This is a genomic window from Allobosea sp. LjRoot90, assembly GCF_964254315.1.
Taxonomy (GTDB): Bacteria; Pseudomonadota; Alphaproteobacteria; order Rhizobiales; family Beijerinckiaceae; genus Allobosea.
Window position 1 is genome coordinate 330,431 of record NZ_CAXUTF020000001.1, and the last position, 18,849, is coordinate 349,279.

12 protein-coding genes and 1 tRNA gene are annotated in these 18,849 nt (G+C 64.1%); 7 read left to right on the forward strand and 6 right to left on the reverse strand.

Going from position 1 to position 18,849, the window contains the following annotated elements:
* Positions 1–131: 131 nt before the first annotated feature.
* Positions 132–2,237, reverse strand: coding sequence for an SGNH/GDSL hydrolase family protein (locus ACSQ3M_RS01555; protein ID WP_436148326.1), 2,106 nt, complete (start codon positions 2,235–2,237; stop codon positions 132–134).
* On the opposite strand from ACSQ3M_RS01555, the gene ACSQ3M_RS01560 reads away from it, so the two are divergent.
* From ACSQ3M_RS01560 to ACSQ3M_RS01575, 4 genes are all read left to right on the forward strand, one after another.
* Positions 2,213–3,793, forward strand: a complete 1,581-nt coding sequence (locus ACSQ3M_RS01560; RefSeq protein WP_436148327.1) for an AMP-binding protein — start codon at positions 2,213–2,215, stop codon at positions 3,791–3,793. The genes ACSQ3M_RS01555 and ACSQ3M_RS01560 overlap by 25 nt on opposite strands.
* Before the next feature lie 29 nt (positions 3,794–3,822).
* Positions 3,823–4,473: a DUF1190 domain-containing protein gene (locus tag ACSQ3M_RS01565; RefSeq protein WP_436148328.1), complete on the forward strand. Its 651-nt coding sequence runs from the start codon at positions 3,823–3,825 to the stop codon at positions 4,471–4,473.
* 60 nt (positions 4,474–4,533) lie between these two features.
* Positions 4,534–4,620: transfer RNA gene (locus tag ACSQ3M_RS01570), tRNA-Leu, on the forward strand.
* Positions 4,621–4,914: 294 nt separating this feature from the next.
* Positions 4,915–6,018 (forward strand): mandelate racemase/muconate lactonizing enzyme family protein, encoded by a 1,104-nt coding sequence (locus ACSQ3M_RS01575; RefSeq protein ID WP_436148329.1) that lies wholly within the window; start codon positions 4,915–4,917, stop codon positions 6,016–6,018.
* A 299-nt stretch (positions 6,019–6,317) separates the two neighbouring features.
* On the opposite strand, the gene ACSQ3M_RS01580 is transcribed toward ACSQ3M_RS01575, so the two are convergent.
* On the reverse strand, positions 6,318–9,428 hold the full coding sequence (locus tag ACSQ3M_RS01580; protein WP_436148330.1) for an efflux RND transporter permease subunit: 3,111 nt from the start codon (positions 9,426–9,428) through the stop codon (positions 6,318–6,320).
* On the reverse strand, positions 9,425–10,570 hold the full coding sequence (locus tag ACSQ3M_RS01585; RefSeq protein WP_436148331.1) for an efflux RND transporter periplasmic adaptor subunit: 1,146 nt from the start codon (positions 10,568–10,570) through the stop codon (positions 9,425–9,427). The genes ACSQ3M_RS01580 and ACSQ3M_RS01585 overlap by 4 nt, the downstream gene beginning before the upstream one ends.
* 55 nt (positions 10,571–10,625) lie before the next feature.
* Between ACSQ3M_RS01585 and ACSQ3M_RS01590 the strand changes: the two genes are divergently transcribed.
* The gene (locus ACSQ3M_RS01590) at positions 10,626–11,231 is read left to right on the forward strand and encodes a TetR/AcrR family transcriptional regulator (RefSeq protein ID WP_436148332.1); all 606 of its coding nucleotides are present in this window, start codon (positions 10,626–10,628) and stop codon (positions 11,229–11,231) included.
* Positions 11,232–11,410: 179 nt separating this feature from the next.
* Here ACSQ3M_RS01590 and ACSQ3M_RS01595 read toward each other — a convergent pair whose 3' ends face one another.
* Positions 11,411–13,120, reverse strand: a complete 1,710-nt coding sequence (locus ACSQ3M_RS01595) for an MFS transporter (protein ID WP_436148333.1) — start codon at positions 13,118–13,120, stop codon at positions 11,411–11,413.
* Positions 13,121–13,237: 117 nt separating this feature from the next.
* Positions 13,238–14,236, reverse strand: a complete 999-nt coding sequence (locus tag ACSQ3M_RS01600; protein WP_436148334.1) for a helix-turn-helix domain-containing protein — start codon at positions 14,234–14,236, stop codon at positions 13,238–13,240.
* A 271-nt stretch (positions 14,237–14,507) separates the two neighbouring features.
* Here ACSQ3M_RS01600 and ACSQ3M_RS01605 point away from each other — a divergent pair, with 271 nt between their 5' ends.
* Positions 14,508–15,341, forward strand: a complete 834-nt coding sequence (locus ACSQ3M_RS01605) for an acid phosphatase (protein ID WP_436148335.1) — start codon at positions 14,508–14,510, stop codon at positions 15,339–15,341.
* A gap of 42 nt (positions 15,342–15,383) precedes the next feature.
* Positions 15,384–16,400, forward strand: coding sequence for a DUF1254 domain-containing protein (locus tag ACSQ3M_RS01610; protein WP_436148336.1), 1,017 nt, complete (start codon positions 15,384–15,386; stop codon positions 16,398–16,400).
* Positions 16,401–16,683: 283 nt separating this feature from the next.
* Here the strand turns inward: ACSQ3M_RS01610 and ACSQ3M_RS01615 are convergent, their stop codons facing one another.
* Complete coding sequence (locus ACSQ3M_RS01615; RefSeq protein ID WP_436149274.1) at positions 16,684–18,834, reverse strand: arylsulfatase; 2,151 nt, start codon at positions 18,832–18,834, stop codon at positions 16,684–16,686.
* Between the last annotated feature and the right edge of the window lie 15 nt (positions 18,835–18,849).

Genomic DNA, 18,849 nt, shown 5'->3' on the forward strand with positions numbered 1-18,849 from the left:
TCGTCACTTTTCAGCGATTGCGCCGAACCTGTTGCGAGATCGTTGAGCTGTGATCGATTTCACGAAGAATTTTGCTGCAATGCAGCGCAAGGACCGCGCCGGACGCATGCGGCCATGCGCCGGCAAAGGGGTCAAGGCTGTGGAAGCTTGAGCACCTCGCGCAGTACCGGAATGGTCGCGTCGGCGATCGCGGAATGGCCGCTGGCATTGGGATGGAAGGAGCCGCCAAGCGTTGCGGCGAGAAGCGGCTGCACCTTGTCCTGGGGAGGATAGGGCGTCTTTCCTCTACCGATCGGGGCGACGCGCATGTAATGGCCGGTGAGGAAGGCGTCGTTCGGCGTGACGAACCAGCGGTTGCGCGGCCGATAGGCACGCCATTCGCTGGGCGCAAACGGCTCCCACAGGAAGTGGTGGGGCTTTTTGAACCCGACATAGGTGGGAAATTGCATCGCACCTGAAATCTGCCGATCCGGGGCATCGCCGGGTGCGCCCGCCGTGCACAGTGCGTGGCCGGCGAAGCGCTCGACATGGCTGTCGACGAACCGCCAGCGTCGTTCTTCGGGGAGGACGGCGACAGCAGCGGCGATACGCTGGTTCAGGAACGGCACGAACGCGGCCGCCTGCTGGCCCGTGTCGTCCTTGCTGATGGCGAGGATGCGGTGGACGTCCATGCCCGCGTCGCTCGGCTGACAGACGCTACTTCCTCCGCCGCTGCGCGTGATCTGCGGATAGCCGGTCTGGATGATGGCGGAGGAGGGCAGGTCGAGGTGCTTGCGAAAGGCGTCGGACAACTCCCTTATGCGGGCCGGGATCAGCTCCGTGACGGCCTGGCGCGCCTCGTCGAAGGTCTTGGTTGCGACCTGGCTGAGCCAAAGCTCGTAGAGCAGTTCTGTGAACGGCCCGTAATCGCCCTTGGCGACCACCTCTTCGGCGATCACGCTGGAGAAGCCGATATCGTTTCCGCCAATGCTGAGCAGCACTGCGTCCGGCTTGAGCCGGGCCCGCTCCTTGCAATCCCGCAACTCGCTTTGCCAGTCGAAGCCCCTGCCACGATTGTTGAAGCGGCTGTAGCCGACCCTGCTGCTGCAGTAGTCGCGCCAATAGCGCATGAGCTGCGGCGAGGAGTCGCCGGCGTCGCCGGCATCGTCGCGCGCCCCATAGTAGCCGAGGATGCCGGCCCTGACCGCTGCGCCGGTACAGCTATAAGGGGTCAACGTCACGGCGGTGTCGTGATGGGCCATCGCGATGACGAGTGCCGCGCGAACGTGCTGCGAATAGAGCGAACGGTGGCACTGGTCATTCAGCCAGGTCGCCGCTGCCAAACGATGCCCTAGACTTCCAGGGTTACCTTCGCGCCGTCGCGGATAATTCCGAGGACGTCCATTGGTCGCCGAGGATTCTTGATAGCTTGATGGACTATCGTCGACGAGCTCGACCGGCTTGTCGGGATTGCCCTCGCCTGAGGAGAACGAATCGCCGAAGCCGACGATTGCGACATGGCGCAGCCGGACGCTCTTGATGTCGGCTACAGGCGCATTCGCGGCGGTCACGGTTATGTCGAAGGGCTTGTCGAAGGCGCGCCGCGCCAGCCGGACTTCCGTGGTGCAGGGTGCGACGACGGTGAGTTCGGCCGCGACCCACCGGCAGGATTGCCCGGCGAGGGCTGGCGGCAGGTCGGCGATTTTTGCGAGCACATCGGCGACGCGCGGCTTCATGAACTGGTCGCCGGTTTCGAGCAGGCATTCATAGTGGCCGTGATTGCCGTTCTCGAAGCAGGTCTGGCGCGTGACCGCGGAGGTCCAGCCCCAGCGCGCAATGCTGACCCGGTCGCCGAAGGCCTTGCCGAGCGTGCCTTTCGCAGCGGCACGCTGCATCGCGTCTTCAAAGGCGAAGGCCGGCCGCCCCTTGCGGTCTTCAACTGGCAGCGCGGCGAAGACCTCGGCGAGCTTGCGGAACTGCTCTTCTTTTTTGAACAGGCGGAAGCGGTTGGCGATTTCCCACTCGATGCGCGGCTGCGCGAAAGCTTCGCCGCCAGCGAGCCCAGCAGTCAGGAACAGCAGAAACAAGCGCAGCCGAAACATGCCATACCCCCGCCTCACGCAGCAACCGTAGCGTGCGTGATGACGCAAGGGAAGGTCTTGTCTGCGCATTGTATCCCGGCCCGTTCGCCTTAGGTTGCAGGCGGGAGAAACGTCAAAGGAGCACGAGCCGAATGGCCGCGATCGAATTGCCGGCACAGCCCTTCGATGCCGAAGGCGCACGGACGACGCTGTTCCAGGCGTTGCTGGCTGCCGCCGGCAAGCATGGAAAAAGCCGCATCGCGCTCGAGGACCCGGAACGGCAGCCGATCACCTATGGCCGGCTGGTGCTGGGGGCGCTGGTGCTCGGCCGCAAGCTCGCGGCGTCGACCAGGCCCGGTGAGACGGTCGGGCTGATGCTGCCGAACGTCCAGGGTATGGCGGTGACGCTGTTCGGGCTCTCGGCCTATGGCCGGGTGCCGGCGCTGCTGAATTTCACCGCGGGCCTGAAGAACCTCACCGCCGCCTGCGAGATCGGGCCGATCTCGACCATTATCACTTCGCGGCGTTTCATCGACCAGGCCAAGCTCGACGACGTGATCGAGGCGCTCGAGCCGGGCCGGCGGGTGATCTATCTCGAGGATGTCCGCAAGGAGCTGACCAGCCTCGACAAGGCAATCGGCGCGCTGGCCTCGCTGGCGCCGGGCATGGTGCATCGCCGCCATGCGGCCAAGCCCGACGATCCGGCCGTCGTGCTGTTCACCTCGGGCACCGAGGGCAAGCCGAAGGGCGTGGTGCTGAGCCATGCCAACCTCGTCTCCAACGCACGCCAGATCTTCGAGCTCGCAGCCGGCTTCCTCTCCGAGCGCGACGTCGTCATGAACCCGCTGCCGGCCTTCCACTCCTTCGGGCTGACGGCGGCGCTGCTGATGCCGCTGATCCACGGCATGAAGGTCGTGCTCTATCCGAGCCCGCTGCACTACAAGCAGGTGCCGAAGCTGATCGGCGAGACCGGCTCGACCTTCCTGTTCGCGACCGACACCTTCCTTCAGGGCTATGCGCGCGCTGCCGATGAGGGCGACCTCAAGAGCGTGCGCTATGTCGTCGCCGGGGCCGAGCGGGTGAAGCCGGAGACGCGCCGGATGTGGGAGCCCTACGGCACCACCATCCTCGAAGGTTATGGCTGCACCGAATGCTCGCCGGTGCTGGCCTGCAACACGCCGGTCGCGACCAGGGACGGCAGCGTCGGGCGGCTGCTGCCCGGCATCACCGCGAAGCTCGAGCCGGTCGAGGGCATCACCGAAGGCGGGCGACTCTGCGTCAGGGGGCCGAACGTCATGCTCGGCTATCTCAACGCCGACCGGCCGGGCGCGATCGTGCCGCCGGAGGGCGGCTGGCACGATACCGGCGACATCGTCGCGATCGATGACGGCTTCATCACCATCAAGGGCAGGGCGCGGCGCTTCGCCAAGCTCGGCGGCGAGATGGTCTCGCTCGCGGCGGTCGAATCGATGATCGCGGGGCTCTGGCCCGGTCACAATCACGTGGTCGTGGCGCTGCCTGATCTGCGCAAGGGCGAGCAGCTCGTCCTCGTCACCGAAAAGCCCAACGCCGAGAAGAAGGCGCTGCAGGACGAGGCCAAGGCGCAGGGTTTCCCGGAATTGTGGCTGCCGAAGGCGATCCTGGTCACCGGTTCGATTCCGGTGCTCGGCAACGGCAAAATCGATTATGGTGGCACGCGCGAGCTCGCCATCACGATGAGGCCGCTGCTGTGACGCCACAATCGCATGATCAGGGAAGGCGCATGATCACGCTTCTTCCCCTCGTCTTCGTCCGCGCTGCGGCGTTTGCCGTTGCCGGCATCGCACTGACGCCCGCCGACCTTGCCGCCCAGGCCGCCGGCCAGACCTATGTTCGCCGCGACGAATGCATCGAGGCCGGCAAGCTCTCGGCCGAGCAATGCGAGCACGCCTATCGCAACGCCCGCGCCGAATTCGAGCAGAAGGCACCGCGTTACGCCTCGCGTACCGCCTGCGAGCGTACCCACAAGCGCTGCGGCGCCCAGGTCTCGACCACTGGCGGCTGGGACGCGCTGGCGCGCGGCGGTGGCGGGCAGTCTTACGTGCCGCGCTTCGTCGGCATCCGCGTCACCGGCGAGGGCGCTTCGGGCAAGGCTTTTCCGATCGTCGAGGGCACGGCGAAGATCGCCTTCTCGGCGCGCCAGGTCGCGGCGCTCGACGACAAGGTTGCGGCCCGTCGCGCCGTGATCGGTGGCGGCGATGGCGGCCGCGGCCAGCCCAGCCAGCAGGCGAGCGGCCCCTATATCCGCCGCGGCGACCGCGACGACACGGTGCGCGTGCCGATGGAGCAGAAGAAGATCGGCTCCGACGTCGCGCCGGGGCTCTATGTCGATCCCGACGGCGTCGAATGGTACAAGCCGGCGCACAGGCGCTGAGCCGGGGCGCGCAACCAGCGCTTGTCGGCGGGCCTTCTCACCGCTAACCAGTTCCGCCGCGCGGACGTGGCGAAACTGGTAGACGCAAGGCACTTAAAATGCCTCGCCGGAAACGGCATGCGGGTTCGACCCCCGCCGTCCGCACCATGATCCATAGCTCTCCAGGGCAAGCGCTTTCGTTTGCCCTGCGCATGAGGCCGCGATCTGTCGCCCGACCTGAGGGATACCCAATTCGAGGTACCTCGTTCGGGGAATCCATGTTTCTTTCTTGGAGAGATACGGTATCGGACAGGCCAATGGGCGACGTAGGTTGCGCGCTACCTTGCGTCAGTACCTGTCTACCGGGCGCCTTTCAAATAACTAGGATGCTGCCGCACCCATCGGCAAGGTAATGGATCGAGCCGTTGCTGCCGTAAGGGCTGCCGAAGTGGGAGGCGGGCATTGAAGATTACAAGCGTCGAAGCGATTCCCTTGCGAATCCCGTTCACCGTCGGAGGCACATCCGCTGCCGGCGCCTGGGGTAAGGGCGGTCTGCAGGCAGCCGATTCGCTGCTGGTGAAGGTGACGACGGATGCCGGTCTTGTCGGATGGGGAGAATCGTTCGGCTTTACCGCGATCCCGGCCGTGAGGGCTGTGGTCGACTCCATGATCGCACCGGCCTGCATCGGCATGGAGGCAGGCCGTATCGAAGCCATCGCAGAAGATCTTCAGCGGCGCTTCCACATCTTCGGGCGCGGCGGCGCCGTGATGTTCGGCCTTTCGGCACTGGACATCGCGCTCTGGGATATTGCAGGCAAGGCCGCGGGCGTGCCTGTCCATGCGATGCTGGGCGGCGCCAGGCGCAATCGCCTGCCGGCCTATGCCAGCCTGATCCGCTACGCGAACGCGGACGCGATCGCTGCCAACGTCCGCCGTGCGCTGGGCGACGGCTACCGCTCTCTCAAGCTGCACGAGGTCGATCTGGCAGTGATCGCGGCGGCCCGTGAAGCCGCCGGTCCCGATGTCGAGATCACGCTCGACGTAAACTGCCCCTGGTCGCTGCGGGAAGCGATCGACATGGCCGAGAAATTGGAGCCGATGCGCTTGCGCTGGCTTGAGGAGCCCGTCTGGCCGCCGGAGAATTTCGACGGGCTGGCTGCCTTGCGCAGCATCTCCGCGATTCCTGTCGCTGCCGGAGAGAATGCGTCCACGTTGATCGAATTCCAGCACATGCTTGCTTGCGGGGCGGTCGACTTCGTGCAGCCCAGCCCGGCCAAGATGGGCGGCATCACCGCATTACGTAAGGTCATGGCGCTGGCCGATGCCCAAAACGTCGCCGTGATGGTCCATACTTTCTACGACGGTCCCGGCCTGCTCGCGAGCATTCATGCCACCGCCGCGCTCGGCGACGATGGGTCGATGATCGAATGGCGCTATTTCGATATGGAAGCCGATCTCTACGGTGGTGCCTTGCGGCCGCGCGGCGGCCATATCGACGTGCCGTCAGGGCCGGGGCTCGGCCTGGACCCCGATCCGGCTGTCATCGCACGCTATCGCGTGGACTGACGGCGTCCCGAAATGCCAGATGCATGTGGGCGAGGGTGGGTGCAGAGGCAGGACAAAATTCTATTAAATTCAGTATATTGAGCCTGAGCAGCGTTGTTCATGGCACTTAAAATGCCTCGCCGGAAACGGCATGCGGGTTCGATCCCCGCCGTCCGCACCATGGCTTGAAAGATGAGTCGTTAGGTCAATAGTCAGCTGTGCGCCAACTGCGGACATTGTGACATTACCGGAAAGCAGACTCTCACGACCGACGAACGCAGCTGCAACACGACCCGGAACGGTCTCCTTCCACGACGATTTTACTTGGCAGCCAATACTGGTCGCAGTTCTGGTTCCACCGTCGAAACCTCATGGTTCTCAGCCGCAGTCGGTTTGATGCGGAACCACGCGGTGTAGAGCGCGGGAAGGAACAGCAGGATCAACACGGTGCCAACTGCCGTGCCACCGATCAGCGTGTAGGCCATCGATCCCCAGAAGACGGAGTGCGTGAGGGGGATGAAAGCAAGCACGGCGGCGAATGCCGTCAGCATCACGGGTCTCGTACGTTGCACCGTCGCCTCGATGACGGCGTGATAGTCGTCGAGGCCTGCAGCGCGGTTTTCCTCGATCTGCTCGGTGAGGATCAGGGTGTTGCGCATCAGGATGCCGGCCAGCCCGATCAGGCCGAGAATGGCGTTGAAGCCAAATGGTTGGTTGAAGACAAGCAATGTCGGGACGACGCCGATCACACCCAGAGGCGCGGTGAGGAGTACCATCGCCATCATCGAGAACGACCGCACCTGGAGCATGATGACGATCAAGGTGACAGCGATCATTACCGGGAAGACCTTGCCCAGAGCAGTGTTGGCTTTGGCAGCCTCCTCGATCGATCCGCCCATCTCGATGCGATAGCCGGTCGGAAGGGAGGCGATCAGCGGCTGAAGAGCCGTCAAGATCTGCTTGGACACCTCCGGAGGCTGTGTCGCCTCGTTGATATCCGATCGGATGGTGATGACGGGTGTGCGGTCGCGGCGTTTCAGGATCGGCTCTTCCAGACGAATTTCCGAACGGCCGATCTGGTCGAGCGGGATCTGGCGGCCGTCGCGGCTCATCAGTGAGAAGTCCGCAAGGCGCGCCGGGTCGAGCCGCTCACTGCCGGCGCTGCGCGCCACCACCGGCACGTTGCGGATATCCTCGCGGACCTGCGTGACGGGAACGCCTGTCAGGAGGAACTGAAGCTGCTGGCCAACCGCTGCCGGGGACAGGCCGATGAGATTCAGCCGGTCCTGGTCCGGAACGAAGCGGAGTACGGGCGTGCGATTGCCCCAATCCCGGTTGACCTGCCGCACATCCGCGACGCCGCGCATGATCTCCAGGGCTTTATCGGAGATGGCGTACAGTTCTGCCGGATCAGGCCCCATCACCCGGAACTCGACGGGAAACGGCGTGTACGGCCCGAACACCAGCTGCGTGACGCGCACATTGGCTTCGGGGGCCAGGCCTTCAGACACTGCAGCCCGCAGCCGGTGCTTCAGAACCTCGCGCGCCTCGGCGTCCGGTGTCAGGACGACGATCTTGGCGAAAGCGGGATCAGGCAGTTCCGGCGCCATCGCGAAGAAGAAGCGCGGAGCGCCCTGGCCGACATAGCTCGTGACGATGGTCGCCTCGGGCTGGCCACCCAGCCAGCTTTCGAGCTTTTGGACCGCAGCCGTCGTCGTTTCGATGCTGGTGCCTTCCGGCAGGCGCACTTCCACCAGTACTTCGGGGCGGTCCGATGTCGGGAAGAACTGCTGTTTGACACCGGCCATGCCGATGCCGGAGAGCGCGAATGCCACCACGACGACACCGCAGGTCATGAATTTGTGGCGCACGGCGAAAGTGATGAGCCCCCTTAGGCGCCTGTAGTTCGGCGTGTCGTAGATCGCGTGCGTACCGCCTGGGATCGGCTTGATATCGGGCAGCATCTTGACGCCGAGATAGGGCGTGAAGACGACCGCGACGATCCACGAGACGATCAGCGCGAAGCCTACGACCCAGAAGATGTTGCCGGCATATTCGCCGGCCGTCGAACGGGCGAAGCCAACCGGCAGAAAGCCGGCGATCGTCACAAGCGTGCCCGACAGCATCGGTGCCGCCGTATGGCTCCACGCATAGGCGGCCGCTTTGATGCGGTCCATGCCTTCTTCCATCTTCACCACCATGACCTCGATGGCGATGATGGCGTCATCGACCAGAAGTCCGAGCGCCAGGATGAGGGCGCCGAGCGTGATGCGGTCGAAGAAGCGCCCAGTTTCCAGCATGATCAGGAACACGACGGCGAGCGTCAGAGGGACGGCCGCGGCCACGACGATGCCGACGCGCCAGCCGAGACTGAGCAGGCTCACGAGCAGCACGACGCCGAGCGCCATGGCGAACTTCATCATGAACTCGTCGACCGCCGAGGTAATGTTGACGGCCTGGTCGGTCACCTTGTCGAGCGTCATGCCGAGAGGCAGCGTCTGAGCGATCGCCGCCGTCTTGTTTTCGAGCGCCTTGCCGAGCGCGAGACCATCCCAGCCCGCCTGCATGACGGCAGCAACCAGGATCGTGGCTTCTCCCTGACGGCGGATCAGATAGGTCGGAGGGTCCTGATAACCGCGGCGGACATCGGCGATATCGGAGAGCTTGAGCGTCCGTCCCGCAGCAACGATCGGCGTGTCGGCGATGGCCTTTAAACCTTGGTAGGCGCCATCGACCCGGATGAACATCTGGGGGCCGTTGGTATCGATCGAGCCAGCCGGCGTGACCGTGTTTTGCCGCTGCACGGCCGTGATGATGTCCTGTGCAGACACGCCAAGCGTCGCGAGCTTCGCATAGGAAAATTCGACGAAGATCTGTTCGGGTCGCTCGCCGAGGATGTTGATCTTCTTGACGCCCGGAACGTGCAGAAGATCCTGACGGATCGCCTCGGCCTGTCTGGCCAGCTCACGCATCGGCATGCCCTTGGCCTTCAGCGCATAGAGGGCAAAACTCACATCCGAATATTCGTCGTTGACGAAGGGGCCGAGAACGCCTGGCGGCAGGTTGCGGGCTTCATCCCCGAGCTTCTTGCGGGCTTGATAGAACTCCTCCTGCACGACGGATGGCGGCGTGCTGTCCTTTAGCGTCACCGTCATATAGGCGTAGCCCGGCCGCGTGGTCGTCTCGACACGGTCGTACCAGGTCAGCTCCTGAATCCGTTTCTCCAGCGGCTCAGCGACAAGGTCCTGCATTTCGCGCGCGGTTGCGCCCGGCCATACGGTCGTCACCGTCAGCGTTTTGATGGTGAAGTTCGGATCTTCCGCCCGTCCGAGCATGAAGAAGGCGTAGGCGCCGGCGGCGACGAGTAGGAGGATCGAGAAGAGGGTGACGGCCCGTTCGCGAACGGCGATCGCGGAAAGATTGAGGCTCATTTGCTGCCCCTGTTCTGAGACGCGGTCCGGACGCGGGCACCTTCTTGCAAAAGGTGAGCGCCGATCGAAACAACCGGCTGGCCGGCGCTCAGCCCGGAGATCACGGCCGTCTCGTTCGTCACGCGCACAAGCCTGACGGGGTGAAACCTCACCGTCGATGTCGTTTCATCCAGGAGCCAGACACCTGTCTTCTGGCCATCATCCAGTACCGCTCCAAGCGGCACTTCCATCTCCGGCTGGCTCTCCTGATTTGCCAACCGGATGGTGACGGTTGCGCCCAGCGGTGCCGCCGCGGCTTCGCCTACGAGCACGTAACGCGCTTCATAGGTGCGGGTCTGAAGATCGGCAGAATCGGAGAGCTGCCGGAGCGTGGCTCCATAGCGGCGGGCATCGGACCCGTAGAGGCTGGCCTCGGCCGCCGAGCCGATGGCTGGCCTGATCGTCTCGGGGAGTGCAACGACTGCCTCGCGCGGGCCGGCTTGGGCAAGCCGGATGACGGTCTGGCCGGCGGTAACAACCTGTCCAGGCTCGCCGAGCGTTTCGACGACAATCCCGTCTGCATCGGCAACTAGAAGCGAATAGCCCGATCCGTTTTCCGCGACCTTCTCGTCCGCTTCTGCGGCGGCGAGCTGGGCCGTGGCGGTGTCCAGCGCCGCCTTTGCCTGTTCGTAGCGCTGCGGGCTGGCAGCGAAGCCGTCCTTGACGAGAACGGCGTAGCGCTTCTCGTCAGCTTTGGCCTGTACCAAAACGGCGCGGGCCGCGGCGGTGGCGTTGCGCTTTGCTGTGAGCGCGAGCCGAAGATCCGTCTCGTCGATCCGCATCAGCGCCTGACCAGCGGTCACTAACTGGCCGACATTCACAAGCCGTTCGACGATTTTCCCGGCAACGCGAAAACCCAGATTGCTCTGCACACGGGCGGCGATGACGCCTGTGAAGCGGCGTTCGGCATCAGCAACCGGCATTGCCGTCGCGAGCCTGACAATCGGCGCATTCTGCCTCGGGTCGCTCACGGCAGACGCTGTGCGCGGACCGGCCGAAAGCACGACAAATCCTGCCACCGCAGAGGCCGCCACCACGACGCTCGCCGCGACGATCACCGATCTCTTTTTGTTGCTCATCGCCTTGTACCAGTTAGATTGCATTCGACCTCTATACATGTTATAGATTATGAATGCAATCTAATTACGGAGACCCACGATGCGCGTCAGTCGGCAACAGGCAGAGGAAAACCGGCAAACGGTGATCGATGTGGCGAGCCGCCTTTTCCGGGAGCATGGCTTCGACGGCATTGGCCTCAAGGATTTGATGGCGGGTGCCGGGCTGACGCAGGGCGCCTTCTATAAGCAGTTTGAATCCAAGGACGATCTGGCAGCGCAGGCCTCCCGGCGCGCTCTGGAGAGCGCCTCGGGCAGGTGGTCGGCTGCTGCCAAGACCAATCCGCAGAACCCGCTATCGGCCGTGATCGACTTCTATCTCAGCATGGGGCATTGCGCCGAGAAGACGGATGGCTGCCCGGTCGTCGCGCTCGGTTCGGATGCTGCCAGGCAAGGCCCGGACGTGAAGGCGTCATTCGAAGCCGGGATCAAAGAATATCTGGAAATGATGGGTAGCTGGGTCGGCAAGGCAGAAGGCGAAGAGCCGAATGGCAAGGCCATGGCCAAACTCTCGACGATGGTCGGAGCGGTACTCCTCGCGCGCGCCGTCAACGACAGACAGATGTCGAAGCGGTTTCTGCAGGCGGCTGCTGAAAGCGTGCTGTCACAGTCGCCCGCGGGCGACACACAGCCGGGACGGCGCCAATGACGATGTCATCGGCCGCGGCGCCCAGCGCAATTGTTGCAATCCCTGAGCCCGAGTGGTCGAAATCCTCGAGGGCTATGCCGTTCCCGATCTCTGGATAAAAGCGATGGTGCCGTCCGAACGGGCCATGGTGCCCCGCGTGCAGCGATCAGACTCGCGACCTCGCCGGGGATCGCCGCCGCTCAGGGCGACGCCTGCGCCTGCCGGGTCGCGCGCAGCAGCTCGCGCGGCAGCGCGCCGGTCTGACGCTCGACCATGCGGTGCACGACCGGCGGCTCAGGCCCGATATGCAGGTCCCTGACCCGGTCGCCGATTTCGGCGTCAGCCTGGGTGACGCGCTGGGCCTGGCGGACATATTCGACCCAGGTCGGGCTGTCGTAGCGCTCGATCCAGAGCTCGGCATCGGTCAGGTCGCGCAGCAGCGACCAGTGGCGGGCGCCGTCACGGCGGCGGATGCGCCGGCGCTCCTCCATCGCCTTCAAGAACTCGACCACATCCTCCTGCCTGATCCGCCATTCGATGGTGACGAAGACCGGGCCGCTACGCGGCTCGATATCGACCGCGACTTCGGGCTTTCGCCAGCGGCCGAGCGGATCGAGATTGAGCGCCTCGAGCGGGGGCAGTTGGTACCGCAGCCCGGCGGCCGCGCCGAAGACGAGTGCGACCGCCGCCGCGCACAGGCCACCGGTCGGGCCGGAATGAAGGGTGACCCAGCCCCAGGCCCAGCTGCCCGCGGCCATGCCGCCGAAGGCCGCCATCTGGTAGAGCGCAAGCGCACGCCCCACCACCCAGCGCGGCGCCGACAGCTGCACCGTCGAATTGAAGGTCGAGAGCGCCAGCACCCAGCAGGCGCCGCCGACGGCGAGCGCCGGCATGGTGAGCCACATGGTCGGGCTCAACCCCACCACCAGGGCCGCGGCCGCATAGGCCAGGAAGGTCAGGCGCACGAGGGTCTCGGTGCTGAAACGGCGGCGCAGCCGGGCGCTGACGAAGGCGCCGGCGACCGCGCCGGCGCCGAAGGCGCCCAGCAGGATGCCGTATGTCAGCGGGCCGCCGCGCACGAGATCGCGCGCGACCAGCGGCATCAAAGCGAGACCGACGACGCCGCCGAAGCCGAAGAGGAAGGCGCGCAGAATGACGGCGCGGATATTGGGCGACATCGCGACATAGCGGAGACCGGCGCTCATCGCGATCAAGAACGTCTCGCGCGGCAGCAGGCGCTCGACGCGCGGCGGCTGCCAGCGGGCCAGCACGACGAGCAGGCCGATATAGCTGAAGGCATTGACGACGAAGGCCGCGACCGCGCCGAAGGCGGCGACGATGGCGCCACCGATCGCCGGGCCGACGCTGCGAGCGATGTTGAAGGCGACGCTGTTCAACGTCACTGCTGCCGGCACTTCGGGTCGCGGCACCATGTCGCCGACCGACGACTGCCAGGCCGGGTTGTTGAGCGCGTTGCCGCAACCGAGCAGGAAGGTGAAGACGAGCAGCAGCCAGGGCGAGAGCAGCCCATACCAGGCGAAGACCGCCAGCATGACCGAAACGGTGAGCATGAAGCACTGTGCGGTCAGCAAGATGCGGCGGCGGTCGTAGTTGTCCGCGATCGCGCCGGCGGCGAGCGAGAACATCATCACCGGCAGCGCGGTCGAGGCCTGGACGAGCGCGACCATGTCCGGCGAATCGGAGAGCGAGGTCATCAGCCAGGCGGCGCCGACCATCTGGACGAGGCCGCCGAAGTTCGATGCAAGGCTTGCGATCCAGACCGCGCGGAAGATCGGCTGGCGCAACGGCGCAAAAGCTGAATAGCGCCCGTCATCAGGCTTCAGGCCCTCGGCGGCGAGGTCGGCTTCGGCGGTCTCGGCCGTGGTCTGCGTGGCGGGCTCATGCGGCATGTCACAGTTAGAGCATGCCGGCCGGCGATGGGAAGCCGCGCTGCGCCATTGTCCGGCATCAGATGATTGGGGACCGCGCCTGCCCCTGCCGGCGCGTCCTTTTGAACGTGGTGCCGCCTAGCCGAGCCGCGACTGCTCCCGAAACTGGCGCGGCGTGACGCCCGTCATCCGCCGGAAGGCGCGGCTGAAATGCGCCGGGTCCGTATAGCCGGAGGAAAAGGCGACATCGATGACCCTGCAATCGGTGTCGCGCAGAAGCCGGCTCGCATGCTCGTACCTGACGCTGTCGAGTAGGTCCGAATAGGACAGGCCGATCAAAGCGAGCTTGCGCTGAAGCGTCCGCGTGCTGACGCCTGCGATCTCGGCGACGTCGGCAAGCGCCGTGGTCCCCTCGTCGAGATAGGCCGGCAGCATCAGCTTGAGCAGTTCGACGATGTCGTAGGCGGAAGGGCCGTCCTCGTTGTCGCGCGTTGGCGCAAACGAGGCGGTCGAACGGTTGGGGAGGCTGAGAAGCGCGATCGGGAGACTGATCCAGGCGGCGTGCTGGCCCGATAGAAACCGCACATTCGGCCAGCAGGATCGCGTCGCCGGGCTTGGCGCATAAGACGATTCAAAGGCGATTGCCGTCGGCATCCAGTCAGGCCCTGCGAATTGCCTGACGATGTAGACCGAGAAAATATTCTGGATCCACTGCGCGTATTTCAGATGCAGCAGCCCTGTCCCGGCAAGCCTGCTGCAGACCCGCATATGATCCGCGTCATGTTCGATCCACATGCTCAGAATGGTGTCTTCCCGCGACGCCCAATGGCAGGCGTGCCGGAGCGCGACGAGCAGCGTCGGTGAATGCGCGATCAGGGCCCGCGTCCCTTCCCTCATATGGGAGAAATGCAGGCGTTGGGCGGCGAGAAAGCCGAAATCCTCGATGCCCTGGGTTCTCTGGGCGGTCTCGACAAAGCGCAGCGCCGGCAGGAGCGGCAAATAGAGCTCGCTCTTTTCGGCCAGGGACGATGGTAGCCGGGACCGCTCCAGAAGCGTCTCCGTCGGCGCGCCGATATCGTCGAGGATGCTGACGAAGGGCAGCAAGAACTGGCCGCGCGTCAAAGGGATATCAGCCATCGGTCCTCGCCGCGATCACCGCGTTGGCGCTTTTCACAAGGCCGAATCCCGGAGGGTTCGCGACCGGCGAGCGTCAAGAATAGCCGGTCCCGATTGGCGCGAAATGGCAAGACGGGCGAGCTGCCCATGCACGAAATGCTCGCAACGATAGTCGCCGGCCGACCGGGCCACGATCGCGTGGTGCAGTGACCCAGCACGGGCCCGCCGTCGCCGCAACATACCGGTTCTGACCGGGGCCTTGATGAGCTCGGCAATGTCGAAAGGAATGGGAATGTCGATGACTGCGAATGCGCTTCGGACCGCAGGTGTTTCCGCGCTTGCGCTGCTCGCGCTCTGCGGGCAGGCCTTGGCGCAAACGGCCGAAGCCCAGCCCAAGGTCACGGACCCGCATTTCAAGATCGCCCCGGGCTATCTGAAGCGGTCCGACCTGCCGGACAGCCTGGTGCTGCTCGGCCCGCCGCCCGAGACGGGCTCTGCTGCGCTGGCCCGGGACGAGGAAGCGCGCAAGGCGACGCTTCCTCTGCGAGACACCGCGCGCTGGAAGCTCGCCTATACCGACGCCGACCTCGCCTTTCCGCAGGCCGCCGACAACTTCTCCTGCGCGATGGGTCTGAAGATCGACAGCGAGCAGACCCCGCGCCTCTATGCGATGACGCAGAAGATGCTGTCGGATTTCGGCCTCTCCACCTATGGCGTGAAGACCAAGTACAACCGGCTCCGCCCCTTCGTGGTCCACAACGAAGCGACCTGCCGGGCGGATCAAGAGGCCATTCTGCGGGGTGACGGCTCCTACCCGTCCGGCCACACGGCCGCGGGCTGGGGCTGGGCTCTCGTCTTCGCGCAGATCAATCCCGAGCGCGCCGATGCGCTGCTCAAGCGCGGCCTCGAATTCGGGCAGAGCCGCGTGATCTGCGACGCGCATTGGCAGAGCGATGTCGATGCCGGGCGGATCATGGGCGCGGCGACGGTGGCGCGGCTGCAGACCGACCCGACTTTCCTCGCCGACCTCAAGGCCGCGCAGGCGGAAGTAAAGGCCGCGAAGGCGAAGCGGACGCTTCCGGCATCCGAATGCGCCGCCGAGGCTGCTGCGCTGTCCGCGCGGTAACGACGAGCAAATCGACCAAGGACACCAATGAGGTACCGTTCAATGCGAATGACGTCGGTTTACAGCCTGAGTTTCCTGATTCTCGCGCCATGCGTGGCGTCTGCACAGCCGGTTGCAGTCAACCTCGACAACTTCAAGCGAGCCGAGTCCGATTTCTATATGGGCAAGACAGCCAACGCTGGTGGTCTCGGCAAGTTCGCCCATAGCAGGGCGCCGACGCCGATCGACAACCAGCCCGTCGTCCGGATGAACCGGGATACGCTCTATTCCCAGGCGATCTTCGACCTCGACGCCGGCCCGGTGACCATCACCCTTCCCGATGCCGGCAAGCGCTTCGTCTCGATGCAGGTCATCAGCGAAGACCATTACACCCCGATGGTGGTCTACAAGCCGGGCCGCACCACGCTTACCAGGGAGAAGGTCGGCACCCGCTATGTGTTCATTGCGGTCCGTATCCTCGTCGATCCCAACGACACCAGGGACCTCGCGCAGGTTCACGCCCTGCAAGATGCGCTGAAGGTGGAGCAGAAGTCGGTCGGCAAGTTCGAGGCTCCGAACTGGGACCTGGCTCAGCAGAAGAAGATCCGTGATGCGCTCGAAGCGTTGTCCGCCGCATCATCGGGCAGCTTCACCAACGCTTTCGGCCCGAAGGGGAAGGTCGATCCGGTCAGGCACCTGCTCGGCACGGCAGCCGGCTGGGGCGGCAACCCCGACAAGGACGCATCCTACCCCTCATTCACCCCGGCCAGGAACGACGGCAAGACGGTCTACAAGCTCAGGGTCAAGGATGTCCCCGTCGACGCGTTCTGGTCGATCAGCGTCTACAACGACAAGGGCTTCTTCCAGAAGAACGATTACGATGCCTATTCGGTCAACAGCATCACCGGCAAGAAGAGCGCCGATGGCGCGATCGACATCCAGTTCGGCGGCTGCGATGGCAAGATCGCGAACTGCCTGCCGATTACGCAAGGCTGGAATTACACATTCCGGCTCTACCGGCCTCGCGCCGTGTTCCTGAACGGCACGTGGAAGATGCCAGAGGCGCAGCCTGCATCGTAGAAGGCATCAGCCCCGCCCGGCTGGCCCGGCAAGCCGCGGTAACTTTCCGCCCAGGCTTGCCGTTGTCCGAATGGTGGAACTGGCATGGTGGTCATCCGCCGTGCTGGGGGCATTACAAATCCAACCGCTTGGATATGCTGTTTTGCCCGAACCGGTCGTTACCAGAGGCAGCTTTAACCAAGCTCCCGACTCGCCAAATTCGACCGACAATGCCTGAGACGGGTGGGAAGCGGACGTCTCGCACGCCCCTCCCCGCAGAGCGCAGGGAGGAGCGCGCGCGCTCTTAGACCTTGTGCGCGACCTTCACCGAGTTGATCGTACCGGTGAAGGCATTCTCCCAGGGGTCATAGTCGTCCGTGACGGGCGAATAGGCGTCCATGCCGATATCGGCCGTTTCGCCAGCCAAGGACCAGACGGCTCCTTGGGTCTTGGCAATACGTCCTTCGCCGACCTTCCTGCCATTGATAAAAAGCGTGCCTGTGCCTCCTTTGTGCAGCCCGCCACCGTCATAGGTGAAGTCGTAGACGAGCGTGACTCTGCCTTCAGGCAAGGGCTCTGTGCTCTCGACATGGTACTTCTCGCGCGTGAGCCAATTATAGGCGAGCTTTGGCTTGCGATCTTTGACATAGAGGCTCCAGCCGCCAAAGAGGCCCCCCTGAGAGATGACAACGCCATTTGCACCGCCCTTCGGAATGACAAGATCGGCGGTAACGATGTACGAGCGGCTGAGAGTGTCGATGAAGACATTCTCAGCCATCCCGACCATCCCGGCGTAGTAAGTTACCTCAGTTCGCCCCGCCATGATGTCGGGCCTGCCGGCATTGGTCGCGTTCAACCGCGCGAAAGAGCGATCGTCCATCGGATAGACGCCGAACTTGATCGCCTCCTGGTGGAAGAGTTCCTGAAGCTCCTTGAGCTTCGCGGGATTGCCAGCAGCCAGATCTGTCGCCTGACCGAAATCCTCGGCCACGTGGTAGAGTTCCCACTTGTCCTTGGCGTAATCGTCTACCCTTGGTGAGCTTTCCCAGGGAGCGCGGTGCATGACGCAGGCCATCCAGCCATCCTTGTAGATACTGCGATTGCCGCTGCACTCGTTGTACTGGACCGTATGACGATCCGGCGCATTTACACTGTCGAACGTGTAGGTCATGCTGGTGCCGGCCATCGGAATCTGCTCGACTCCGTTGACCATCTTCGGTTCGGGAATGCCGATGGCTTCGAGAAGCGTCGGACCGACATCGATCAGATGGGTATATTGACGCCGTATCTCGCCCTTGGCCTTGATCCCCTTAGGCCAACGGATGACCATGCCCTGGTTCTGCCCCCCGCCCTGGCAGGCGTTGATGCACCAGGTCGCCGGCGTGGCTCCCGCCATGGCCCAGGCCACCGAATAGTTTGGGTAGGAAGTCGGCCCACCGTATTCGTCCATACGTGTTTTGAGATACTCGATGGTTTCCGGCGCGTCGTTGAGGATGGACCATTCGTTGAAGGTGCCATTCAGCCCGCCGATGGCGGTCCCACCGTTATCGCCTGCAATGTAGATGACGATGGTGTTGTCGAGTTCGCCCAGATCTTCGATGGCCTGGATCAAGCGGCCGATCTCCCTGTCGGTATGCTCGGCATATCCGGCATAGACCTCCATCTGTCGCGCGAGGACCTTCTTGGCGTCGGTCGAGAGCGACTCCCATTTGACGATTTCTGGCGGATTGGCGGCAAGCTTGGTGCCGGGCGGCATCAGACCCATCTTGATTTGACGCGCCAGGATTTCCTCTCGCAGTTTGTCCCAGCCCTGGTCGAACTTGCCCTTGTAGACGTCGAGCCATTCCTTAGGCGGCGTATGTGGCGGATGCGCGCCGCCCGTCGCATAGTACATGAAGAACGGGCGGTCTGGCGTCAGCGAGCGGGTCGCGCGCACCCAGCCAATGGCCTTGTTCGTGATATCGACATTGAAATGATAATTTGGATCGCGTGGCACCCCGAGTTCGGTGGTCCCGTCAACCAAATACGGTCGGAACAGGGACTTCTCGCCACCAAGGAAGCCGTAGAATTTCTCGAAACCCTGGCGCGCCGGCCAACGGTCGAATGGGCCGCTCACGCTGGTTTCCCAAGGAGGCGTTTCGTGGCTCTTGCCGAACATGGAGGTACAGTATCCCCATTGGCGCAAGATTTCGGCGATCGGGGCGACGCTCTTCGGACGCATGCCCGTATCGCCGGGATAGGAGGTCGCGCCATCGACCACCGCGGCTTGGCTGTTCTGGTGTTGGTTACGGCCGGTCAGCAATGCGGTGCGGCTCGGTGAGCACAGGCTGTTGACGTGGAAATTGGTGTAGGTGAGCCCTTCCTTCGCCAAGCGGTCCATCGTCGGAAAATTGACCGGCCCGCCCATGGTGGACGGATCGGCATAGGAGGTTTGGTCCTGAAGAATGAGAAGGATGTTGGGGGCACCCCC